Raw genomic sequence first — 22,854 nt, 5'->3', positions numbered from 1 at the left:
TTGCCCTGAGGCGGCAGCAGGCCTAGATTTGGGAGCATGAACATCATCAAGAAGATCCTGATCACGCTCGTCGTGTTCGTCGCCATTGTCGGGGCATGGGTTGCCTGGTCGATCCGGGGGCCTGCCGCCGAGTTTGCGCTGAATGACACAACTGGGCCTAAACCCAAGCTGGCGGAGCCGGACAAGCAGACCATCCCTTCAATCAAGACCGCCGATCCGGTGGGCTGGAAAGATGGCGAAGCGCCGGTTGCGGCACAGGGGCTTGCGGTAACCCGATTTGCCGACAAGCTGGATCATCCGCGCACGATCTACACGATGCCGAATGGCGACGTGCTCGTGGCCGAAACCAATTCTCCTCCGCGCGAATCAAGCGGTATCACCGGCATGGTGATGGGCTATCTGTTCAGGAAAGTGGGCGCAGGCGGGCCTTCGCCCAACAAGATCGTGCTGCTGCGCGATGCGGACGGAAATGGCACGGCGGAACAGCGCTTCGTGATGGAGAACCCGGCGCTCAATTCGCCCGCAGGCATGGCCTTCCGCGAGGGGCGCCTGCTGGTGGCCAATCACGATGCGGTGGTTTCCTTCGCCTATGAACCGGGTCAAACGGCGCTGACCGTCACGCCGGAGAAGCTGATGGACCTGCCGGGCGGCGGCAACCATTGGGTGCGCAACCTGCTGCTCTCGCCCGATGGGGCGAAGCTTTATGTCACGGTTGGTTCGGCATCGAACATTGCCGAGGGCGGGATCGAAGCGGAAGCGGGCCGCGCGTCGATCCACGAATATGACTTCGCAAAGAAGAAGTCGGTCGAATATGCGGGCGGCCTGCGCAATCCCAATGGACTGGATTTCAACCCGCACACCGAGGAGCTGTGGACCACGGTGAACGAGCGCGACATGCTCGGGCCCGATCTGGTGCCGGACTATCTGGCCAGCGTGCCGTTCGGTTCGAACTTCGGTTGGCCGTGGGTCTACTGGAAGAAAAACATCGACTGGCGGGTGAAGGCGCCGATGCCGGATTACCTGTTGGATTACGTGCGCAAGCCCGATTACGCGCTGGGATCGCACGTTGCGCCGCTGGGGCTGACCTTTGCGAAGGGGGGCAACCTGATGGGTGCGGCCTTCCAGAACGGCGCCTTCGTGGCGCGACATGGTTCGTGGAACCGCCGTCCGCTGGCGGGCTATGACGTGGTGTTCGTGAAGTTCGACGAGCGGGGCAACGTGCTGGCGCAGCCGCCGGTGCCGGTGCTGACCGGGTTCCTCAACGCGGACGATGCCGCGCGTGGTCGCCCAACCTGGGTAGCCTTTGCCAAGGATGGCGCGCTGCTGGTGAGCGATGATACCGGCGGCGTGATCTGGCGGGTGACCGCTCCGGGGGCCCAACCTTCTGCTGCGATTGCACCGCTGCCCAAGCGCACGGCACCGCCGCAGGGCAAGGGGACCGGCAAGTTCATCATGAAGCCGAATGCGGATTCGGACTTGGTGAAGCCGGAGCGGTAGGGCTTTATCCACCCCCTCCCGCTTGCGGGAGGGGAGCCAGAGATTAAAGCGAGCGGCCCGCGCGGCCTGCGAGTTCGTTGACATATTGCCACGCGACACGGCCTGAGCGGCCGCCGCGACGCTTTGACCATTCGAGGGCATCGGCTTCGACATAGGTCAGGCCGAAGTGGGCTGCGTAGCCTGCGATGATCGCCAGATAATCGTCCTGCGTGCAGTTGTGGAAGCCGAGGCTGAGGCCGAAGCGGTCGGCCAGCGCGAGGCGATCATCCACCACATCGCGCGGATTGATCGGATCGTCCTGTTCGGACAAATGCCGCTCCACGATGGCGCGGCGGTTTGAGGTTACCGCGAGGCGCACGTTGGCCGGGCGGGCTTCGACGCCGCCTTCGAGCCACGAACGCAGCTTGCGCGCGCCGTCTGAATCGCCTGCGTCAAAGCCAAGATCATCGAGGAAGACGAGGAAACGGCGGTCGATCTGGCGCAGACGCGCAAAAAGATCGGCAAGGCCCGCATCCGGGCTGGCCTGCACCAGCGCGATGGAACCGGGGTTTGCCTTCTGCGCCGCCAGCGTTGCAGCGCGGAGCAGGGCAGACTTGCCCATGCCGCGCGCGCCCCACAGCAGCATGTCGTGCGCGGCAGCCCCGCGCGAAAGGCGCGCGACGTTTTCGACCACGGCGGCCTTCTGCTTGTCTATCCCCTGCATCAGATCGAGCGCAGGAGCTTCCAACGGATCGATACCGCGCGCGGCCTTGCCGTCCCAGACATAGGCGGGGGAGGTGCGCCAATCGGCGCTGTCGGCCTGCGGCGGGGCGAGGCGTTCGAGCGCTGCGGCAATGCGGGTAAGCAGGGCTTCGCTCATCCAATCAGGGCCTCGGTATCGAGATCGTAAAGCAGTGCAGCACCAGCCATTGCCGACGAGCCAAGGCCGCGCGCTTCGGGCACGATCACGCGGTTGAAGAACTTGGTTACCGCGATCTTGGCATGAAGGTCTGACGCGCGCGACTGGCGGGCAAGCTGCCACCCGGCGACGGCGACGGCGCACATCGTGGTGAAGGGCACGGATCCGGCCAGCTTGTCGTCCAGACTCGCGGTAGTACTCATCCACTGGCCGATGGCGGCAGCATCCTTCGCGAGAGCGGCGACTTCCGGGACGTCTTCCATCTCTGACGCGATTTCCGCCATCAGCGACTGCAACACGCCGCCGTTGTCATAACCAAGCTTGCGGGTGACCAAATCGGCGGCCTGAATGCCGTTGGTGCCTTCATAGATCGGGGCGATGCGGGCATCGCGCAGGTGCTGGGCCGCGCCGGTTTCCTCGATGAAACCCATGCCGCCGTGGACCTGCACGCCAAGGCTGGCAACTTCGCAGCCAATGTCGGTGCCCCATGCCTTAAGCATGGGCACGAGCAGTTCGGCGCGCTTCTGCGCGGCTTCATTCCCCAAGGCACCGCGATCAACCTGCCCCGCGGTGTAATAGAGCAGGGCACGGCTGCCTTCGGTCAGGGCGCGCATCCGCATCAACATGCGGCGCACATCGGGGTGTTCGATGATCGAAACCGGAGTCTTGTCTGGCGATCCTGCACGGGCGGACTGCACACGGTCACGTGCATAGCCGACGGCCTGCTGCAACGCGCGTTCGGCAATCTGCACGCCCTGGCTGCCGACATTGATGCGGGCAGAGTTCATCATCGTGAACATGGCGCGCAAGCCGCCGTTTTCATGACCAACCATCTCGCCAATACATTCGCCGTTGTCGCCATAGGACATGACGCAGGTGGGCGAGGCGTGGATGCCGAGCTTATGTTCGATGGAAACACAGCGAACATCATTGCGCCCGCCAAGCGATCCGTCCTGTTCCACGTGGAACTTCGGCACGATGAACAGTGAAATGCCGCGCGAGCCGTCGGGTGCGCCGGGCGTGCGGGCAAGGACCAGGTGGATGATATTGTCCGCCGCGTCATGTTCGCCAAAGGTGATGAAAATCTTGGTGCCACTGATGCGATACTTGCCCGCGTGCGGGCCATCGCTGATCGGGGTTGCAGTGGTGCGCAGCGCCCCCACGTCTGACCCGGCCTGCGGTTCAGTAAGGTTCATCGTGCCCGACCATTCGCCGGAGATCAGCTTTGGCAGGTAGAGCGCCTTTTGCGCATCGCTGCCGTGATGTTCGAGCGCCTCAATCGCGCCGACGGTGAGCATGGGCAGGAGCGTGAAGCCCATGTTGGCCGCGCCCAGTGTTTCGAGCGCCACGGTCGCCAGCGTGAAGGGCAGACCCTGCCCGCCAAAGTCGGGCGACCCGGCAATGGAGTTCCACCCCTGTTCGACGAAAGCCTTGTAGGCTTCTACATACCCCGGCGGTAGCGTAACCGCACCATCGCTGCACTTCGCGCCGATCTGATCGCCAGCACGGTGGAGCGGTGCCCATTCGCCTGCGGCAAATGCGCCTGCGCCTTCGACGATAGCTTCGACCAGATCGGGCGTGGCGGCAGCAAAGCGTTCGTGCTGCGCGATTTCATCGATACCGGCGCTGACCTTGATCGCAAGTATCTGATCGGCGGTGGGCGGGGTGAAGCTCATCGGTCCTCTCCTGTTCGTCCGGCGCTTGGCGCGGGCACGCGCGCTCCCTATAGCGAAGCCTTATGGACCCGACAAAGCCTTCGAAAGTGCAAATGCCCGACAGTCAGGCACTTGGCGCTGCCGCACAGGTTATCGAGCGCGGCGGCACCGTGGCCGTGCCGACCGAAACAGTCTATGGCCTTGCTGCCCGGGCCGATGACGATGCCGCTGTGGCGAGCATCTATCGCGCCAAGGGGCGACCCGATTTCAACCCCCTGATCGTGCACATACCTGACGTTACGGCGGCGGAAGGTCTGGCGCTGTTTGACGAACGCGCGAAGACGCTAGCCCAGGCGTTCTGGCCGGGGGCGCTGACGATGGTCCTGCCGCGCCGCGAAGATGCGGGACTGGCCGCAGCGGTGAGCGCGGGATTGCCCACGGTGGCGCTGCGCTGCCCGGCCCATCCGGTTATCCAGGCCCTGTTGAAAACCTGTGGATTACCGCTCGCCGCGCCATCAGCGAATCGCAGCGGCGGGGTGAGTCCGACCAGCGCCGCGCACGTTTCCGCATCGCTGGGAGATCGGGTGGATCTGATTCTCGATGGTGGCGAAACCGAACAGGGAATCGAATCGACCATCATCGGCCTGCGCAATGATGGCACGTGGGCCATGCTCCGGCCCGGCCCCATCACCGAAGCGCAAATCACTGCGGTGCTGGGCAAGGATAGGGCAGCAGTGTCATCGACGCGGATCGAAGCGCCCGGCCAGTTGGCAAGCCATTATGCGCCGGGCAAGCCGGTGCGGCTGAATGCAGCCAGCGCGCACGACGAGGAGTTTATGATTGGCTTTGGCGCGGTGGACGGGGACGTTTCGCTATCGGCGGCGGGCGATCTGGCCGAGGCGGCTGCACGGCTTTATGCTTGTCTGCATCTGGGCGCGGGTGCGCCTCACGCGCGGATCGCAATTGCACCAGTGCCTGATGAAGGCATTGGGGTTGCGATCAACGACCGGTTGAAGCGGGCGGCGGCATAAGCCTTCTGGATCGTCATTCCCGCGAAGGCGGGAATCCAGCATTCGCCGCGCTTCAAATGCAAAATGCTCCAAGCAGCGCAACTATAGAAACTGGATTCCCGCCTTCGCGGGAATGACGAAACGATTGGCCAACTACTCCGGCTCGTAGGGCACCGAGGCGCGGAGCAGGTCCATTTCGCGGTAGAGGCGGCGGGCATCATCGCAGGCGTCATCATCACCTTCGCGGCAATCGGCGCGGGCGCGGTCATAATCGCGGGAGAGGCGACCGTAGCGTTCTTCCCGCTGGCGAATCTGGCGACCGCGCTTTTGATCGCGTTCAGACTGGCTGACGGTGACGCGATCATAAGCGTCGGCAGTGGTGTTGACCGCTCTTGCCCCGGCCCGGACCGGCATAGTGGCCAGATCAAACGCGGATTTGGCCACGCAGCCTGACAGCATCAGGCCCGATAACATCAGCGTTGCAAAGGGCAGGGGCTTTTCCATGAAGAGGAAAATCCCATTGTCCGAGAGGCTTGGCAAGAACGAGTTGCGCCGGTTCGGGGGAGACGTGCGTAGCGCAACATGCCCTCCCCAGCCCCTCCCGCCTGCGGGAGGGGAGTCAGGTTTCGTTACTGCGCAGCTTCGCTTTCATCGCTATCGGGCGTCACGCCATTGGCGCAGACCAGCTTGCCCGAACCCATGGCGCTGACCTTGCAGGTGGCACGGCCGAAGACGCGGACTTCGCCCGATCCCATGATGTTGGCATCGACGATACCGTTTGATGCAAAGCGCGCGTTGCCCGAACCTGCCACATCGACTTTCGCCACATCGGCATTCAATCCGTCCATCTCGGCATCGCCGCTGCCCGCAACCGTCATCTTCAATTCTTTGGCCTTGCCCGCAGCGCGCAGCTTGCCCGAACCGACGACATCGACGCCAAGTTTGGTCGTATCGATGGCGCGCGCTTCGACCGCGCCGGACCCTGCGATGACGATCTTGGCCGCTTCTCCGCCCATCTGGTCAGCGGTGAGATTGCCCGAACCCGCCAATACCACTTCGCTGAGCAGGGGCAGAGTGACGTTTACGGTGGCGGTGCTTGAGGATTGGCCGATCTTCCAGCCTTCACGCGCGATACCAAGCTGGCCTTCGGACAGGGCGAAGCGGAGTTTGTCCGAATCGGCCCCTTCGACAGTAATCGCCAGCTTATCACCACGGGTGACGCGCACGTTGTCAGGCCCCAGCAGGGTAATCGCGGTGGGTGCGGGACCAGTGAGGTCCAGATCGGCAAGCGGAACGCCTTCCTTGCCATTGAACGACACGTTTCCGGCGTCACACCCGGCAAGCGCAGTGGCTAATCCGAACATGGCAACGCCTGCAACGGCACGGACGAAATTGTTCAGCATGGCACGATCTCTCCTGACTGTATTGCCGATATAACACGGTGCGACGGTCAGGGCCAAGTCGTTCATGGATTTGGAAAAGGTGTTGGTCGGCTGGGCCGGTTGCCAACAAAAAAGGCCCCCGGTTTCCCGGAGGCCCCTTTTTGCATAAGCCGCTATGGCGGAACGGATCAGGCCGTTTCGTAATACTTGGGCGCGTGTTCGTTGAGGATCGCGAGGATCTTCTTGAGGGCTGCCGGTTCGTCGGTCTTTTCCATAGCGGCGAGTTCGCGCGCGAGGCGCGAGGAGGCAGCTTCGAAGATCTGGCGTTCGGAATAGCTCTGTTCCGGCTGATCGTCAGCGCGGAACAGATCGCGCGTGACTTCGGCGATGGATACCAGATCGCCCGAATTGATCTTTGCTTCGTATTCCTGGGCACGGCGCGACCACATGGTGCGCTTGACCTTGGGCTTGCCCTTGAGCGTATCGAGCGCTTCACGCAGCGTCTTGTCAGACGACAGCTTGCGCATACCGATGGCTTCAACCTTGTTCACGGGAACGCGCAGCGTCATGCGTTCCTTTTCAAAGCGCAGCACATAGAGCTGCAGCTTCATGCCGGCAATTTCTTCGTCCTGAAGTTCGACCACCCGGCCGACACCGTGCTTCGGATAAACTACGTAGTCCCCAACATCGAAGGCGAGAGCCTTGGCTGCCATTGGTAATCCTTTCGACGCGGGCAGGGCGGGCGAAAGGGAAGCAAGCGTGACCTTTTGGGGAAAAGGTGTGTGGCCGCCACTCGGACGGTCATGCAGGGCTTGCGATCCGATTGCCTGTGTTGTCCTGCCGTTTTCGTGGTGCAAAGACGCCGGACAGGCAAAAGCCCACCGGCGCTTGACCACCTACATAGCAGTTCAGCAACAAAATTACCACCCCTGAACGTGCGGCAGTGCAGCGGAAATCGTTTGCTGCCCCCGAAACGGCGCAACATCCGCTTCAGGCCGCGCTTTCAGGCACCGCGCGCGCAGCACAATGCCCGCGGTAAACGACTGGAATCAGTCGCCTTCGCCAGGTTCGGGCGAGAAGTACTTGTCGAACTTGCCTTCTTCGCCCTTGTGCTCGTCAGCGTCGGCCGGAGCGTCCTTCTTGGCGGTGAGGTTCGGCCATTCAGCCGAATACTTGGCGTTAAGTTCGAGCCACTGTTCAAGACCGGATTCGGTATCGGGCAGGATCGCCTCTGCCGGGCATTCGGGTTCGCACACGCCGCAGTCGATACATTCGCTGGGATTGATCACCAGCATGTTCTCACCCTCGTAGAAACAGTCAACGGGGCAGACCTCGACGCAATCCATGAATTTGCAGCGGATGCAGGCGTCGGTGACGACATAGGTCATGGCGATTAGATCCCTCAGGTATTCGTTTGAGGCCGTGCTAGAGGCGTTTCCCCCGCTGCGTCAAGCGCATCGTCACGACTTGTATCGAGCAGGCGATAACAGGCCTGCGCTTCAAGCGCCGGACCGCGCCGTGCGGGGAGCCCCAGAACCTCGATCACGGTGACCCGGCTGCGCATCGGCAGGACCAGCACGTCGCCCAACTTTACATTGGCGCTGCACCGTTCGATGCGGCGACCGTTGAGGCGGATATGACCGGCGACGACCCAATCCTGCGCAAGGTTGCGGCTGCCAGCGAAACGGGTGAACCACAGGAACTTGTCGATCCGCAAGCGGAGCCTCTCCCTTCGTTATCTGACGACCAGTTCGGCCAGCGCCGCAAAAGCGCCGGTTGCCGGTCTTTGGGGAACGATATCAGGTGCGGGCTGGCTGCGCGATGGGCGCCAATCCCACAGTGGCGGCTGGGGCGGGCCATAGGCCTTTTCGGGCAAGGGGCGGCCCATGTGGACGCGAAAGCCGGCTGAGCGCAACAAGGCAGCATAGGCGGCGGTCGAAAGGTTCATCGAACGGGCGATGGCGGGATCGAGAAACACGCGACGCGCTTTGGTGCCCATACGGGTGCGGTGCGCGGCATGGAGCAGCTTTTCCGCCAGATCGACACGCAGCGATTCGTGGCCAAGACGGCGGTATCCGGCAGGCGCGATCCTGGCGTGGACGACCGGTTGCATCGCTTCGGGCGGCAATGGCGCGGGACGAGCGCACAGGCGGGCGAGGCGATGCCAGGCATGTATGGCGGCGGGGCGCAACGCGGCAGGCAGGAACAGATCGAGCGAGCCGATGCGCACGCCCAGCGATTTCAACTGCTTGCGCTGCATCGCGTCGAGCCGATCCAGCCCGGAATCGTCACGCGCCAGAACGCCGCCGAATTCGACCAGATGCAGCAAAAGGGCGCGCAGTTCCGGGCCGGAGGCCGGATCGCGGCTTGCCTGATCAAGCGCAAGAAGCGGAGCAAGAACATGCGCGTGGTGCGCGGCGAGCCATGCTTCGAGTGCGGACGTGACGCGAGCCTTGTTGGGCGCGGAGAGGCGATCTAAAGCAGGGTCGGGGCGCAGGCGGGGTTCGAGCAGGCGGCGGCCCCGTTCGAGCCGGGCAACGACGGTGCCTTGCCAAACCAGCGCGGTATCTTCGAACGCCAGCCCTTGCGGCTGCGCGGCGGCCTTTACCAGCGCATCGGCACGGGCAGCGAGCAGACCGGGCAGGTGGCGTTCGGCAGCCGCCAGCAGCAATTTGCGATCTTCGGCGCGGGCGAGGGGATCGACGGCAAAGCGAAAGCCTTCGATATGGCCGATGGGTTCATCATCGACCAGCAGCGCGCCTTCATCGGAGAGGCGGACCGGCAACAGGCCTGCATCGGCCCCGGCCTTTCGCATCAGCACCGCGGTGCGGCGGTTGACGAAACGTTCGGTCAGGCGAGCGTGGAGCGCATCCGAAAGCCGGGCCTCCACCGCGCGAGCACGGGCGGACATTTCGTCTTTGGCCAACACCCAATCGGGGCGCTGGGCGATGTAGGACCATGACCGGATCGCCGCGATGCGAGCCTGCAAGGTGTCGATATCGCCCGCAGGATTATCGAGCTGGGCAATGGCCTGCGCGACGTAATCGGCACCAAGGTAACCGCCGCGCAAATCCTGCCACAGGCGGCTGATGAAGCGACTGTGCGTTTCGGCACCTTGCGCACGGAAATCGGGCAGGCGGCAAACATCCCAGAACCGCTGGACCGAGCGCACCCCGCGCACGCTGGCTGTGACTTCCGGTTCTTCGGCCAGATGCTTGAGCACGGCGAGATCTATCGCCTGCGGGGGCGTGGCGAGTTGCGGGAGCGGGGGCAGGCTTTCAAGGTCTTCGATCAATGTGGCGACGCTATCGAAGCGAGGTTCCGCCTCGCGCCAGAACAGGCGGGTGAGGGGCGGGAAGCGGTGTTCCTCGATCGCGTAGATTTCTTCCGGGGTAAATTCCGGGTCATGGCCACCGGCCCCTGCCAGCGTGCCGAACGTGCCATCGCGCTGGTGCCGACCGGCGCGGCCGGCAATCTGGGCCATTTCCGAAGTCGTCAACCGACGCTGGCGGTGGCCGTCGAACTTGGACAGGCCTGCGAAGGCGACGTGATGGACATCGAGATTGAGACCCATGCCCACGGCATCGGTGGCGACGAGATAATCGACTTCGCCCGCCTGATACATCGCAACCTGGGCGTTGCGCGTCTGGGGGGAAAGTGCGCCCATGACGACGGCTGCACCGCCCCGGAAACGCCGGAGCATTTCGGCCATGACATAGACTTGCTCCGCACTGAACGCGACAATCGCGCTGCGCGGGGGTATGCGTGAAAGCTTCTTTGCGCCGACGTGGGTGAGCGTTGAGAAGCGCGGGCGGGTGACCACTTCAGCTTCGGGCACCAGCGCCTTGATCATGGGTTCGAGCGTGGACGAGCCAAGCAGCATCGTTTCTTCGCGGCCGCGCGTGTGCAGCAAACGGTCGGTAAACACATGGCCGCGTTCGGGATCGGCTGAAAGCTGCGCCTCGTCGAGCGCGACGAACGCGAGATCGGGGCGCGAAGGCATGGCCTCTACGGTGCAGAGGTGCCACCGCGCGCCTTTGGGTTCGATGCGTTCTTCGCCGGTGATCAGCGCGACATTTTCCGCACCCTTGATCGCACAAACGCGATCATAGACTTCGCGGGCAAGCAGCCTGAGCGGGAAGCCGATGGCACCGGAGGAATGCGCACAGAGGCGTTCGATGGCGAGGTGCGTCTTGCCGGTATTGGTGGGGCCAAGCACTGCCTTGACCACGCCGGTAGCGGCGGGCTTGCGAGGCGAAGCGGGTGTGCGCGGGGCCATGCTTGGGAATGTGGCGGGCATGATGGGATGAAACAAGCGAGGGGGGGATTTTTATCCCCTGCTCGCGTTGCCAACCTGCCTTCGTCATTCCCGCGAAGGCAGGAATCCAGCGAGAAAAGGGCCATCGCGGTGCGACGACGTTTCAGCTTTGCTGGACCCCCGCCTGCGCGGGGGTGACGAGGAAAGAAAACTTGGGTGATGAAAATCAGGGCGGCGGGCCGTTCTTGGTAACATGTCCTCCCCCGGCCCCTCCCGCTAGCGGGAGGGGTGAATAACGAAAAGGCCCGGATTTCTCCGGGCCTCGCGTCTTACTGGTTCATCGTGGCGAAGAAGTCTTCGTTGGTCTTGGAATCCTTCATCTTGTCGAGAAGGAATTCCATCGCGTCGATGGTGCCCATTTGCATGAGGATGCGGCGCAGCACCCACATCTTGGTGAGCTGGTCCTTCGGTACGAGCAGTTCTTCCTTGCGGGTTCCGCTCTTGCCCACGTCCAGCGCAGGGAAGATGCGCTTGTCGGCAACCTTGCGGTCCAGCACGATTTCCGAGTTGCCGGTGCCCTTGAACTCTTCGAAAATCACTTCGTCCATGCGGCTGCCGGTATCGATCAGCGCGGTGGCGATGATGGAAAGCGAGCCGCCTTCCTCGATATTGCGGGCAGCGCCGAAGAAGCGCTTGGGCCGCTGGAGAGCGTTGGCATCGACACCGCCGGTCAGCACTTTGCCCGATGACGGGACAACGGTGTTGTAGGCGCGGCCAAGGCGGGTGATCGAATCGAGCAGGATCACCACGTCGCGCTTGTGTTCGACAAGGCGCTTGGCCTTTTCGATGACCATTTCGGCAACCTGCACGTGGCGCGTGGCGGGTTCGTCGAAGGTCGAGGAGATGACCTCGCCCTTCACGCTGCGCTGCATGTCGGTGACTTCTTCGGGGCGTTCATCGACCAGCAGGACGATCAGGAACACTTCCGGGTGATTGTCGGTGATGGCCTTGGCCATGTTCTGCAGCAGCACGGTCTTGCCGGTGCGCGGCGGGGCCACGATCAGCGCGCGCTGGCCCTTGCCCTGCGGGCTGACCAGATCGATCACGCGGGCCGACTTGTCCTTGACCGTGGGGTCCAGCGTATCAAGCTTCAGGCGCTCGTTCGGATAGAGCGGGGTGAGGTTATCGAAATTGACGCGGTGACGCACGGCCTCCGGTTCGTCGAAGTTCACCTTGATCAGGCGCGAGATCGAGAAATAGCGTTCGCCATCCTTGGGCGCGCGGACTTCGCCTTCAACGGTATCGCCCGTGCGCAGGCCCCATTTGCGGACCTGATTGGGCGAAACGTAGATGTCGTCCGGCCCGGCGAGGTAGTTCGCTTCGGGGCTGCGCAGGAAGCCGAAGCCATCGGGCAGAACCTCGATCGTGCCGATGCCGAGGATTTCCTCGCCGTCTTCGGCCATTTCTTTGAGGATCGCGAACATCAGATCCTGGCGGCGCATCGTGCTGGCGCCTTCGACCTCCAGCTCTTCGGCCATCTGGACCAGCTCTGCGGGGGTCTTCTGTTTGAGTTCTTTCAGGTGCATTTTCGTTAAATTCCAAAGATTCAGGTGATGGCCGGAAGCCTCTGAGGGGCTTGGAGAAAGCAAGAGGGCGGCTGCATCTGCGGCAGCGCATCGATGTTCCGGTCTGCGCGCGGGATATTCCTGCGCGAAGGCTTAGTCAATTGTGGAAACCGGGCGGAAAGTGATACGTTCCTGATCATGGAGCCGGAAAGCCGGCCGATCAAGACGAGAGGATGGAACGATGATCAGACTGCCACGCCACAGGCGTGCTTTTCCGCGTCCCGAAGCACACGATGTCCGGGCAAATGCCTGGGGATCGCAGTGGAAACACTTGCGCAGCGCGCCTGTGCTTATGCGCAATGCAATGCGCGATGGATTGCGGGTTTTGCGCGGGTAAGGATGCGCAAACAAGCCCTCCCCCAACCCCTCCCGCGTGCGGGAGGGGAGATGGGTCAGAACGGTTTTACGATCACCATGATCACGATCACCGCTGCGGCCACGCCGGGGATTTCGTTGAGCATCCTCAGCTTCTTGCCGGACAGCCTGCGGACACCGGCAGCGAGATTCTGCGCATATTGGGCCAGCCAGAAGTGATAGGCGGTGAGCACCAGCACGAATGCCAGCTTCACGTGGAACCAGCCCTGGCTAAACGCGCCGATCTCCATCGCCAGCGCAAGGCCCAGCACCCAGACCACAACGAGCGAGGGCCACATGATGATCTTCATCAGCTTGGCCTCCCGGTCGATCCACGCGGCGTTTTCGGGTGAACCTTCGGGCGCTTCCTGATGGTAGACGAAAAAGCGCGGCAGCATGAACAGGCCCGCCATCCAGAAGATCACGAAGATGACATGGCCGGCCTTCAGCCAGAGATAGAGCATCGCCAATACCTGCTGCATGTTTCGCGCGTCCGCCTGCCGTTTGCGCCCCCGTGGGGGCTATTTCGGCGCGGGTGGCGCTGTTTGCAAGACGTTCTGAAAGTCAGCGCGACCAGCCCCGCACAATCTTTAGCAGCGCTTCGACGTTTTCGATGGGCGTGTGCTGGCCGATGCCGTGGCCGAGATTGAACACATGCGGGCGGTCGGCAAAGGCTTCGAGCACGCGGATGGTCTGCGTTTCCAGATCCGGGCCGCCTGACAGGAGCAGCAGCGGATCGAGATTGCCTTGCACCGGCATGTTTGCGGGCAATTCGCGCGCGGCCCAGAGCGGGTCGATGGTCTCGTCCACGCCGACGGCATTGACGCCGGTTTCGCGGGCATAGGCAGCGAGCTTTTCGCCTGCGCCTTTCGGAAAGCCGATGATGGGGACGTGCGGGTAGCGGCGCTGCATCTCTGCGGCGATTTTTGCGTTGGGTGCGATGACCCAACGTTCGAACTGCGCGGGGGAAAGGCTGCCGGCCCATGAATCGAACAGTTGCAGGCCTTCGGCGCCTGCTTCAACCTGGCCAGACAGGTATTCGATGGTCACGTCGGTGATCGCATCGATGATCGCCTGAAACGCGGAAGGATCGCGATAGGCGAGCGCGCGGGTATCGTGGTGATCGCGGCTGCCTTCGCCTGCGACCATGTAGGTGGCGACCGTCCACGGGCTGCCTGCAAAGCCGAGCAGGGTGGTCTCAGGCGCGATCTGCGCTTTCACCTTGGCCACCGTCTCGTAGATCGGGGCAAGGCGCTCTGGCACGGCTGTGAGGCTTTCCAGCGTGGCATCGAGCAGCCGGGGGGAGAGGTGCGGACCTTCACCGGCGAGGAACTGGAGATCCTGTCCCATCGCGTAAGGGACGATCAGGATGTCGGAAAAGAGGATTGCTCCATCGAAACCGAAACGGCGGATCGGCTGCACGGTGACCTCTGCCGCGGCATCGGTATCGTAGACCAGCGCGAGGAAGCCGCCCTTTTCGGCGCGCAGCTCACGATATTCGGGAAGATAGCGCCCGGCCTGTCGCATGAGCCAGATCGGTCGGCGGGAAAGATTGGCGCCACGGAGCGTTTCGAGAAGAGGGCCGGGCATCGTGCGCTTTCGTCCAATCTACTAAATAAGATTCTTATTGAATCAGGTTGAAGGTGTTTGTTGGCCCTGTGGAAACCGGGGATTGCGGCGATCTGCCCGATTTGTGAGTCCGCTTCCACTGTTTTCCGCTTTCGCGACTCTGTGCGGAATCCGGTCAAGGCGAAGTTCTCAACGCTCTCCACAGGCTGGGGAAAAGCCTGTCCACCTGTCCACAAGCGGCGTTGAAAGGGACTCGGAACGAGGGTGAATCTGCGGGGCAAACTTGTCCCCGGCTCTCTCCCGTGGTTTATCGGACCTCTGTCCACAAGGTTCTCCCGCAAGCCGGCAGAACGCCCACGAAAGCCTGTGAATGCAGCGTCTGCACTTGCATCTCCTGTCGGATTCCACTGGCGAAACGCTGGAAATGATCGCCAAGGCTGCGCTGGCGCAGTTCGATGGGGCGGACGTGGTGCGGCACTTCTGGCCGATGGTGCGATCCATGCAGCATCTTGACCGGATCATGGGCGAAATCGCCTCAAATCCGGGGCTGGTGCTGTTCACGCTGGTCAATCCTGAAACGCGCGAGCGGCTGGAGCAGCGCTGCGCCGCCCTGGGCCTGCCGATGGTGCCTGCGCTGGATGCGGTGACCGATGCCTTGCAGCAGCAGCTTGGCGTTCAGGCCAAGGGGCGGCCGGGGCGACAGCACATGATGGACGAGGCCTATTTTGCGCGCGTCGATGCGATCCAGTTCACGATTGCCCATGACGATGGCGTGAACTGGGAGAACTGGGAAGAAGCGGACATCGTGCTGGCAGGTGTTTCGCGCAGTTCGAAGACGCCGACTTCGATCTACCTTGCCAATCGCGGATACAAGGTGGCGAACATTCCCATCGTGGTCGAAAGCCCGCCACCACCCATGCTGTTTTCGTTGCGTAGGCCGCTGGTGGTGGGGCTGACGACCAGCCCGGAGCGGCTGATCGCGGTGCGGCGCAACCGACTGCTGTCGTTGAATCAGGCGCCGGAGACGGCATATGTGGACAACGATCAGGTCACGCGCGAAGTGCAGTTTGCACGCCGCATGTTTGCCGACAATGGCTGGGCGGTGATCGACGTTTCGCGCCGCTCAATCGAGGAAACGGCGGCGGCAGTGATCAACCTGTATAATGAGCGCGCCGCTGCGGGTGGCAGTGGGGATGGAGTGAAACCGATATGACGCTTGTTCTGGCGAGCCAGAGCGCATCGCGCAAAATGATGCTTGAGGCCGCAGGGGTGCCCTTCGAAGCGCGGTCTTCTGATGTGGATGAAGGGGCGATCAAGCGCGAACTCATTGGCGTTCCGGGATGCCAGATTGCCAGCGTGCTGGCCGAAGCCAAGGCGTTGGGCGTTTCGCTGGGCATGGCCGGGCGGCTGGTGCTGGGCGGGGATTCGCTGGTGGAAGTGTCCGGGCGGCAGTTCGACAAGCCGGTGAGCCGGGAAAACGCGGCGGAGCATCTGGAATTCTTCTCCGGCAAGGAGATGCACCTTCATTCCGCTGCTGTCCTGATGCGCGATGGCAAGGTAGTGTGGAAAACCTGCGAGACAGCAATCCTGCGGGTTCGCACGCTTTCTCCCGATTTTATCCAGAGCTATCTCGACAGGGAATGGCCCGCCGTTTCCGGCTGCGTCGGTGTGTTCCGTATCGAGGCGCTGGGCGTGCAACTGTTCGAGAAGATCGAGGGCAGCCACTTCACCGTGCTGGGGATGCCGCTATTGGCGTTGCTTGAAGCCTTGCGGGGTGAAGGAGAATTGCCGTCTTGAGTGGGCCTTATGCCGAAGTGATCGGGGATCCGATTGCGCAATCGAAATCACCGGTGATCCACGGTTTCTGGCTGGAAAAGCTGGGGCTGGAAGGACGGTATGAACGAACGCATGTGAAAGCCGAGGGGCTGGCGGACTATCTGGCGGCGCGGCGAAATGACCCCGACTGGCGCGGTTGCAATGTGACCATGCCGCACAAACAGGCGGTGATCCCTTTGCTCGACCGGCTCGATCCGCTGGCGGCGCGGATTGGTGCGGTGAACACAATTGTGCCCGAAGATGGCGCGCTGGTGGGATACAATACCGATGCGCCGGGATTTCTGGAACCGCTGCGCAATGAACTGGACCGCACGCACTATTTCCGCATGGCGCGGGTGCTGGGCACAGGCGGCGCGGCGCGGGCGATCATTGCCGCGCTGGCGGACGAGCATATGACCATCGTGCTGGCGGGGCGAAACGTTGAAAAGGCGCGTGATTTGCTGAGTGAGCTTGATCCTGAGGGGGAGCATCATGTCGCGCCGCTCGATCACTTTGCCGATGCTACCGACTTTGCCTTTGACGACCGCGAAGGCTGTTTGGATCTGGTGGTGAATGCATCTTTGCTGGGGATGAGCGGGCAGCCGCCGCTGGTTTTCGACATGAGCCACGCACCACCGGGGTCGGTGTTCTACGATATCGTCACATCGCCTTTGGAAACCGATTTTCTGAAAGCGGCAAAGGCGGCGGGATTCCGCACGGTAGACGGGCTTTCGATGCTGATTGGGCAGGCGGATCATGCGTTCCGGCGCTTTTTTGGTGCGGTGCCGCCGCGTGGGGAAGCTGACGTGGAATTGCGGGCAAGGTTGCTGGCATGAGCAGGCCATTCGTGATGGGGCTGACCGGTTCGATCGGCATGGGCAAATCTGCCGTGGCGATGATGCTGCGCGAACTGGGCGTGCCGGTGTTCGATGCCGATGCGGCGGTCCATCATCTGCAAGGGCCGGGGGGGGCCTTGCTGCCTGCCATCGAGGAGGCTTTCCCCGGCACGACAGGGCCGGATGGCGTGAAGCGGCAGGAACTGGGCGCGGTCGTTTTTGGCGATGCGCAGGCGCTGAAGCGGCTGGAGGCCATCGTGCATCCGGCCGTGGCGCGAATGCGGGAAGCTTTCATGATCGAACACATGGGCGAGCGGCTGGTCGTGTTCGATATTCCGCTGCTGTACGAAAAAGGGCACGGGAAGGATCTCGACGCGGTAATGGTGGTTTCGGCCCCTGCCGATGTGCAGCGCAAGCGCGTGCTGGCGCGGCCGGGGATGACGGCGGAAAAGTTTGCGCACATCCTTTCGCTGCAGGTGCCTGACGCCGAAAAGCGGGCGCGGGCGGATCATGTGATCGACACCGGCGTGACGCTGGCCGAGACTGAGGCACAGGTGGCCGCGCTGGTTGCGGCCATCCGGGAAAAAAACCCGCATCAGTAGCCCTGACTCCCCCTTGCCAGCCCCCTGTTGCGGGTCCACATATCTTTCAATGCGTGAGATCGTTTTCGATACCGAGACGACCGGGCTGGACCCCAGAAGCGGGGATCGGCTGGTCGAGATCGGCTGCATCGAAATGGTGAACCGGGTGCCCACGGGTGAGGTTTTCCATTGTTACTTCAACCCTGAGCGTGACATGCCGGCAGAAGCCGAGGCCGTTCACGGCCTGTCGATAACGTTCCTTTCGGACAAGCCGAAATTTGCCGAAAGGGCGGGCGATTTCCTGACCTTCATCGGTGATTCGCCAATGGTCGCGCACAATGCGGGGTTCGACTTTGGATTCATCAACACCGAGCTTGAGATGTGCGGGCTTGAACCCGTCAGCCGGGACCGGATGGTCGATACGGTGGGGATTGCCCGCCGCAAGCACCCCGGTGCCAAGCTCAGCCTCGATGCCTTGTGTTCGCGCTACGGCATAGACCGCAGCCACCGGACCAAGCACGGGGCGCTATTGGACGCGGAACTGCTGGCCCAGCTCTATGTCGAGCTGATGGGCGGCAGGCAGATCGGCCTTGAACTGGCGGCGGATATCGCCGCAAGAGCCGATATGACCGTGGCGCAGGAGACCGTGACGGTCGCCAGCAGCGTCACCCGCACATACCGTTCCCCGCGCCCGCATGTCGCGAGCGCCGAGGAGCTTGCCCGTCATGACCAGTTCATGGCGGGTTTCAGCGAGCCGATCTGGTCGCGCTGAAAGGCGTTGCTGATCTGCGTTATCGGGGCGGCTCGCCCGAGTGACAGGAGAAGTAAGATATGGATATTCGCGTTTCGGGACACCAGGTCGAAACCGGCGCTGCACTGCAGACCCATGCCGAAGAGCGTCTTGGCGCTATCGTCGACAAGCACTTTTCCCGAGCGCTTTCCAGCCAGGTGACTTTGGGGAAGGCCCCCCACGGCGGTTTCCGCTGTGATATCGTGACGCACGTGACGCAAGGTCTGATCCTTAAGGGCAGTGCCGTGGCACAGGATGCGCACATTGCGCTCGACCAGTCGGCCGAGAAGATCGAAAAGCAGCTCCGCCGCTATCGTCGCCGCATCAAGGACCGGCATGAAGGCGCCGATCATGCGCGCAAATCCGAAGAAGCTGCGTTCGAGGCGCAGGAAGCCGCCTACACCGTGTTCGTCCACGATGAGGTGAGCGAGGATGAACCCGCCGATGCACCGCTGGTCATCGCTGAAACCCGCGTCGACGTGCCGACCGCCACGGTTTCGGATGCGGTGATGATGCTCGATCTGCGCAACACCAACGCATTGCTGTTCAAGAACGCGGGCACGGGTGCGCACAACATGGTCTACCGCCGTGGCGACGGTTCGATCGGCTGGGTTGAACCGAAGTAATGCCCTTGGCGCACCGGGAGATGAGAAGCCATCTCCCGGTGCGGCTATTTTTCGCGAGTGTGACGAAACGCTTTACGCTTGCCTTGCCAGACATTCGGGCGCATGGCGCGGCCCAATTCACCGTGCGTTTGCACTAATGTGATACCTTCCAAGCGTTATGTCGTCTCTGTTTACCCTTGATCAGCAAGCTGTGCGGGTGATCCGCGCCGATACCAAGCAGCAGATCCTTGCCGATCTCGCGGCCTGCTTTGCCTCGGTCTATGCGCTTGATGGCGATACGGTGATCGATGGCATCGAAGAGCGTGAAAAGCTGGGCAGCACCGGCTTTGGACGGGGCGTTGCCATTCCCCATGCGCGGATCGATGGGCTGGAGCGTCCCGTTGCGGCATTCTTCCGTCTTACCGATCCGGTGGAGTTTGCTTCGGCTGATGGAATGCCGGTGGATTGCGTGTTCGGCCTGCTTTCACCCTCGCAGGCGGGGGCGTCGCATCTTCAGGCGCTGGCCGCGATTTCGCGCCTGATGCGTGATGAACGGATGCACGAACGGCTGGTGGCTGCGCCCGATGCCGAAGCGCTTTATGGCCTGCTGGTGAACGTCATTGATCGCGATGCCGCCTGAAAGCGGCGGTGCCGACAGTGCTGCGCTGCATTGGCGGGCACTGGAAGGCCTTTATGGTTCGGCCCCGGTCAACCAGTTGTTTGAATCCCGTCTGGAAATTGCCAGCGAAGGCATTGCGCGCATCCATTTTGATGTAACGCCCTCGTGCTTTCATGCGGCAGGCGCGGCGCATGGCACGATCTATTTCAAGATGCTGGATGATGCGGCGTTCTATGCAGCGAACACGCTGGTGACGGACCGTTTCCTGCTGACGACATCGTTCAACCTGTTTTTCAGCAAACCGATCCGTGAGGGGCGCGTTATTGCGGAAGGCCGCTGGATTTCCGGGCGCCGCCGCGTGTTGGTGGCCGAATCGCGGCTGATCGATGCAGAAGGTGAGGAAGTGGGGCGCGGGACGGGCACATTCCAACGGTCGCGCATTCCGTTGTCCAGCCTTGATGGATACAACGCCGGTCTGCGCGCGGCGCTGGCCTGAACGGCTGGCGGATGGACGGCAGGCTTCCCGCACATGTCGAAGTGAACGGATTCGTCCGAGCCGTGCAGGCCGTGGGTGGCTTTGGCATGGTGCTGCACAAGGGCGAGCGGGACGGCGGCACCATCCTTATCGTTCTGGTTGATAATCAGGGACTTGGCGTTCTTTATGAACGGATGCCGCAGCTTGATGGTACACGCAAATGGCAGGAATCAAGAGTTCAAGTATCTGATAATAAATCGGATTTTGATGACTATTTGAACCGGCGTAGCCAGCAGGACTGTGACGTGTGGATAGTCGAACTGACTGTCGCGGACCGGGAACGCTTCATCCGGGACAACCTGACGCCAGCCTGAACGCGGGTTGACTCTTGGCGGAGCACCCTTAAAGGCGCGCTACCGATTTTGCGCAGGCGGTGTTGGGCGGCATGAGGGCTGACCCGCATTGGCACGCAGACGGGGGGCAACCGACATGGCCCTTCGATGTCTGGCTGGAAGGCGGAAATTCCGCAGGACCGGCGCGACATCGCGCCATGCCCGGAAGCTCACCGCCCAATGACGATATAGAATGAGCACCAAGTTCAAATACGCAGCAACGCTGAGCCTCGCTGCGACTTTTATCACAACCCTTCTCAGCACCGGTGGTTCCCACGCCGCCGCACAGAGCATCAATGCTCCGGTCGCCATCGCAGCGACCTTTATCTCCCAGCCCGTGGTGCAGCCGCTTGCCAATGCGCAGCAGGACGCCCCGGCAGACAGCAGCGAAGCCGACGCTTCCTCGCTTGCCGAGCTGGTTGCAGAAACCGACATTCCCGCCACGCTTTCGAACGAGCTTGAGTGCCTTGCTGGTGCCGTGTTCTTCGAAGCGAAGAGCGAATCGCTAGCCGGCCAGTTGGCCGTAGGCCGCGTGATCGTGGCGCGCGCCAATTCGGGCCGCTTCCCGTCGTCATACTGCGGTGTGGTCTATCAGCCGTCGCAGTTCTCGTTCATCCGCGGCCATGCGATGCCCGCAATCAACCGCGAAAGCCGCGCTTGGCAGACGGCTGTGCGCATCGCGCAGATCGCTGACGATGGTTTGTGGAAAAGCCCGGTCGAAGGCGCAATGTTCTTCCATGCCACGCATGTTTCGCCGCGCTGGGGCAAGACCCGCATGGCCAAGGTGGACGGTCACATCTTCTACCGCTGATCGTGCCGCTTTCAGGATATGAAAAAGGGCCGGTTCCGCAATGGAACCGGCCCTTTTTCATGGGGCATGTGCCCTTCGGCTCAGTGGCGGAAGTGGCGCATTCCGGTGAAGACCATTGCGAGGCCTGCTTCATCGGCAGCAGCAATCACGTCCTCATCGCGGATCGATCCGCCGGGCTGGATCACGCAAGTCGCGCCAGCTTCCACGGCTGCCAGCAATCCGTCCGCAAACGGGAAGAAGGCGTCCGAGGCGACGGCCGAACCCATCGTGCGCGATTGCGCCCAGCCAAACTTTTCGGCGGCTTCAGCAGCCTTCATTGCGGCGATGCGGCTGGAATCGCGGCGGTTCATCTGGCCAGCGCCGATGCCTGCGGTAACGCCGTCCTTGGCATAGACGATTGCGTTGGACTTGACGTGGCGCGCCACAGTCCAGGCGAAGAGGCAGTCTTTCAGTTCCTGTTCGGTCGGCTGGCGCTTGGTCACAACCTTCAGGTCATCGAGCGAGACGACGCCGTTGTCGCGGCTCTGGACCAGCAGGCCACCCGTGATCGGCTTGACCATCAGCCCGCCCCGGCGCGGATCGGGCAGGTCGCCGGTCAGCAGCAGGCGCAGGTTCTTCTTGCGTGCAAAGGCTTCCTTGGCCGCGTCGTCGGCTGCAGGTGCGATAACGACTTCGGTGAAGATCTCGCAGATTGCGTTGGCGGTTGGGCCATCGAGCGGCACGTTGGTGGCAACGATGCCGCCGAAAGCCGAAACATCATCGCAGGCCAGCGCGCCCTGCCATGCGTCGAGCAGGTTTGAAGCCTGCGCGACGCCGCAGGGGTTGGCGTGCTTGACGATGACCACGGCCGGGGCCTGTCCGCGAAATTCTGCGGCCAGTTCGAACGCGGCATCGGCATCGTTGTAGTTGTTGTAGGACAGTTCCTTGCCCTGAATCTGTTCGGCCTGGGCGATGCCCTTGCCGAAAGGTCCGCGCGGGACATAGAGCGCGGCCTTCTGGTGCGGATTTTCGCCATAGCGCAGTTCTTCCACGCGCTTGCCGATGACGGCGAGCGTTTCCGGGAACATCTGCTGCTGATCGGCAAAGGCGAACCACTGGCTGATCATGCTGTCGTAGGTCGCTGTCGCGGCAAAAGCGCGGGCGGCCATCAGGCGGCGGAAAGCAAGGCTGGTGGCGCCGTTAGTGCTTTCCAGTTCGGCCAGAAGGTCAGCGTAGTCTGCCGGATCGGTGACGATGGTGACATATTCGTGGTTCTTCGCGGCAGAGCGCACCATCGAAGGACCGCCGATATCGATGTTCTCGATCACCTCGTCACGTTCTGCACCTTTCGCCACCGTGGCTTCGAAGGGGTAGAGGTTGACGACAACCAGATCGATTGCGCCGATGCTGTGTTCGGCCATTGCAGCGGCGTGTTCGGGATTGTCGCGCACGGCCAAAAGCCCGCCGTGAATCGTGGGGTGCAGCGTCTTGACGCGCCCATCCATCATTTCGGGAAAGCCGGTGTGCTCGGACACGTCCTTTACGGTGAGGCCTGCATCGCGCAGGGCCTTGGCAGTCCCGCCGGTGGACAGCAGTTCAACACCGCGCGCGGCCAGGGACTTGCCCAGATCGACAAGGCCTGATTTGTCGGACACCGAAAGCAGTGCCCGCTTGATCGTAACTTCGCTCACGTGAAAATTCCT

At 62.4% G+C, this 22,854-nt stretch carries 24 protein-coding genes; 12 read left to right on the top strand and 12 right to left on the bottom strand.

The genetic code is table 11. The features are described from left to right. The first annotated feature begins 36 nt into the window (after positions 1 to 36). The gene (locus HGI47_RS02130) at positions 37 to 1,497 is read left to right on the top strand and encodes a sorbosone dehydrogenase family protein (RefSeq protein WP_168851107.1); all 1,461 of its coding nucleotides are present in this window, start codon (positions 37 to 39) and stop codon (positions 1,495 to 1,497) included. A gap of 43 nt (positions 1,498 to 1,540) precedes the next feature. Here the strand turns inward: HGI47_RS02130 and HGI47_RS02125 are convergent, their stop codons facing one another. Continuing rightward, complete coding sequence (locus HGI47_RS02125) at positions 1,541 to 2,356, bottom strand: DUF815 domain-containing protein (protein WP_168851106.1); 816 nt, start codon at positions 2,354 to 2,356, stop codon at positions 1,541 to 1,543. Further along, positions 2,353 to 4,071 (bottom strand): acyl-CoA dehydrogenase, encoded by a 1,719-nt coding sequence (locus HGI47_RS02120; RefSeq protein ID WP_168851105.1) that lies wholly within the window; start codon positions 4,069 to 4,071, stop codon positions 2,353 to 2,355. Before HGI47_RS02120 ends, HGI47_RS02125 begins: the two co-directional genes overlap by 4 nt. 62 nt (positions 4,072 to 4,133) lie before the next feature. Between HGI47_RS02120 and HGI47_RS02115 the strand changes: the two genes are divergently transcribed. After that, complete coding sequence (locus tag HGI47_RS02115) at positions 4,134 to 5,081, top strand: L-threonylcarbamoyladenylate synthase (protein ID WP_168851104.1); 948 nt, start codon at positions 4,134 to 4,136, stop codon at positions 5,079 to 5,081. A gap of 132 nt (positions 5,082 to 5,213) precedes the next feature. On the opposite strand, the gene HGI47_RS02110 is transcribed toward HGI47_RS02115, so the two are convergent. The 9 genes from HGI47_RS02110 to hemE all read right to left on the bottom strand — a co-directional run bounded on the left by HGI47_RS02110 (position 5,214) and on the right by hemE (position 14,269). After that, complete coding sequence (locus HGI47_RS02110; RefSeq protein WP_168851103.1) at positions 5,214 to 5,564, bottom strand: hypothetical protein; 351 nt, start codon at positions 5,562 to 5,564, stop codon at positions 5,214 to 5,216. A gap of 125 nt (positions 5,565 to 5,689) precedes the next feature. Continuing rightward, positions 5,690 to 6,463 (bottom strand): head GIN domain-containing protein, encoded by a 774-nt coding sequence (locus HGI47_RS02105; protein ID WP_240949919.1) that lies wholly within the window; start codon positions 6,461 to 6,463, stop codon positions 5,690 to 5,692. Between the two features lie 167 nt (positions 6,464 to 6,630). Beyond that, positions 6,631 to 7,155, bottom strand: coding sequence for a CarD family transcriptional regulator (locus HGI47_RS02100; protein WP_168851102.1), 525 nt, complete (start codon positions 7,153 to 7,155; stop codon positions 6,631 to 6,633). Positions 7,156 to 7,491: 336 nt separating this feature from the next. Next, positions 7,492 to 7,830: a ferredoxin FdxA gene (fdxA, locus tag HGI47_RS02095; protein WP_168851101.1), complete on the bottom strand. Its 339-nt coding sequence runs from the start codon at positions 7,828 to 7,830 to the stop codon at positions 7,492 to 7,494. A 14-nt stretch (positions 7,831 to 7,844) separates the two neighbouring features. After that, entirely contained in the window at positions 7,845 to 8,159 is a 315-nt protein-coding gene (locus HGI47_RS02090) for an RNA-binding S4 domain-containing protein (RefSeq protein WP_168851100.1), read from the bottom strand. 18 nt (positions 8,160 to 8,177) lie between these two features. Beyond that, entirely contained in the window at positions 8,178 to 10,721 is a 2,544-nt protein-coding gene (locus HGI47_RS02085) for a helicase-related protein (RefSeq protein ID WP_240949918.1), read from the bottom strand. A 308-nt stretch (positions 10,722 to 11,029) separates the two neighbouring features. Further along, a complete protein-coding gene (gene rho / locus HGI47_RS02080; protein ID WP_168851098.1) occupies positions 11,030 to 12,286 on the bottom strand; it encodes a transcription termination factor Rho in 1,257 nt (418 codons plus the stop codon). Positions 12,287 to 12,717: 431 nt separating this feature from the next. Continuing rightward, complete coding sequence (locus HGI47_RS02075; RefSeq protein WP_168851097.1) at positions 12,718 to 13,161, bottom strand: CopD family protein; 444 nt, start codon at positions 13,159 to 13,161, stop codon at positions 12,718 to 12,720. Between the two features lie 82 nt (positions 13,162 to 13,243). Beyond that, positions 13,244 to 14,269 carry a uroporphyrinogen decarboxylase gene (gene hemE / locus HGI47_RS02070; protein ID WP_168851096.1) on the bottom strand — a complete coding sequence of 342 codons (1,026 nt, stop codon included), beginning with the start codon at positions 14,267 to 14,269 and terminating at the stop codon, positions 13,244 to 13,246. A gap of 349 nt (positions 14,270 to 14,618) precedes the next feature. On the opposite strand from hemE, the gene HGI47_RS02065 reads away from it, so the two are divergent. From HGI47_RS02065 to HGI47_RS02020, 10 genes are all read left to right on the top strand, one after another. Then, complete coding sequence (locus HGI47_RS02065; RefSeq protein ID WP_168851095.1) at positions 14,619 to 15,461, top strand: pyruvate, water dikinase regulatory protein; 843 nt, start codon at positions 14,619 to 14,621, stop codon at positions 15,459 to 15,461. After that, on the top strand, positions 15,458 to 16,045 hold the full coding sequence (locus tag HGI47_RS02060) for a nucleoside triphosphate pyrophosphatase (protein WP_168851094.1): 588 nt from the start codon (positions 15,458 to 15,460) through the stop codon (positions 16,043 to 16,045). The genes HGI47_RS02065 and HGI47_RS02060 overlap by 4 nt, the downstream gene beginning before the upstream one ends. Continuing rightward, on the top strand, positions 16,042 to 16,899 hold the full coding sequence (gene aroE / locus HGI47_RS02055) for a shikimate dehydrogenase (RefSeq protein WP_168851093.1): 858 nt from the start codon (positions 16,042 to 16,044) through the stop codon (positions 16,897 to 16,899). Before HGI47_RS02060 ends, aroE begins: the two co-directional genes overlap by 4 nt. Continuing rightward, a complete protein-coding gene (gene coaE / locus HGI47_RS02050; protein ID WP_168851092.1) occupies positions 16,896 to 17,501 on the top strand; it encodes a dephospho-CoA kinase in 606 nt (201 codons plus the stop codon). Before aroE ends, coaE begins: the two co-directional genes overlap by 4 nt. 49 nt (positions 17,502 to 17,550) lie before the next feature. Beyond that, positions 17,551 to 18,252 carry a DNA polymerase III subunit epsilon gene (gene dnaQ, locus HGI47_RS02045; protein ID WP_168851091.1) on the top strand — a complete coding sequence of 234 codons (702 nt, stop codon included), beginning with the start codon at positions 17,551 to 17,553 and terminating at the stop codon, positions 18,250 to 18,252. 59 nt (positions 18,253 to 18,311) lie between these two features. Continuing rightward, the gene (gene hpf / locus HGI47_RS02040) at positions 18,312 to 18,896 is read left to right on the top strand and encodes a ribosome hibernation-promoting factor, HPF/YfiA family (protein WP_168851090.1); all 585 of its coding nucleotides are present in this window, start codon (positions 18,312 to 18,314) and stop codon (positions 18,894 to 18,896) included. 157 nt (positions 18,897 to 19,053) lie between these two features. Continuing rightward, a complete protein-coding gene (locus HGI47_RS02035; RefSeq protein WP_168851089.1) occupies positions 19,054 to 19,515 on the top strand; it encodes a PTS sugar transporter subunit IIA in 462 nt (153 codons plus the stop codon). Next, positions 19,505 to 19,990, top strand: coding sequence for a PaaI family thioesterase (locus tag HGI47_RS02030; RefSeq protein WP_168851337.1), 486 nt, complete (start codon positions 19,505 to 19,507; stop codon positions 19,988 to 19,990). The genes HGI47_RS02035 and HGI47_RS02030 overlap by 11 nt, the downstream gene beginning before the upstream one ends. 11 nt (positions 19,991 to 20,001) lie before the next feature. Continuing rightward, the gene (locus tag HGI47_RS02025; RefSeq protein WP_168851088.1) at positions 20,002 to 20,343 is read left to right on the top strand and encodes a DUF1491 family protein; all 342 of its coding nucleotides are present in this window, start codon (positions 20,002 to 20,004) and stop codon (positions 20,341 to 20,343) included. A 211-nt stretch (positions 20,344 to 20,554) separates the two neighbouring features. Continuing rightward, entirely contained in the window at positions 20,555 to 21,172 is a 618-nt protein-coding gene (locus tag HGI47_RS02020) for a cell wall hydrolase (RefSeq protein WP_168851087.1), read from the top strand. A gap of 80 nt (positions 21,173 to 21,252) precedes the next feature. Here the strand turns inward: HGI47_RS02020 and purH are convergent, their stop codons facing one another. After that, positions 21,253 to 22,842: a bifunctional phosphoribosylaminoimidazolecarboxamide formyltransferase/IMP cyclohydrolase gene (gene purH / locus HGI47_RS02015; protein ID WP_168851086.1), complete on the bottom strand. Its 1,590-nt coding sequence runs from the start codon at positions 22,840 to 22,842 to the stop codon at positions 21,253 to 21,255. Between the last annotated feature and the right edge of the window lie 12 nt (positions 22,843 to 22,854).

The sequence above is a fragment of the Novosphingobium sp. ERN07 genome (assembly GCF_012641335.1).
Classification (GTDB): domain Bacteria; phylum Pseudomonadota; class Alphaproteobacteria; order Sphingomonadales; family Sphingomonadaceae; genus Novosphingobium.
Note: the sequence above shows the minus strand (reverse complement) of the source record. Positions and strands in the feature narration are given on the sequence as shown.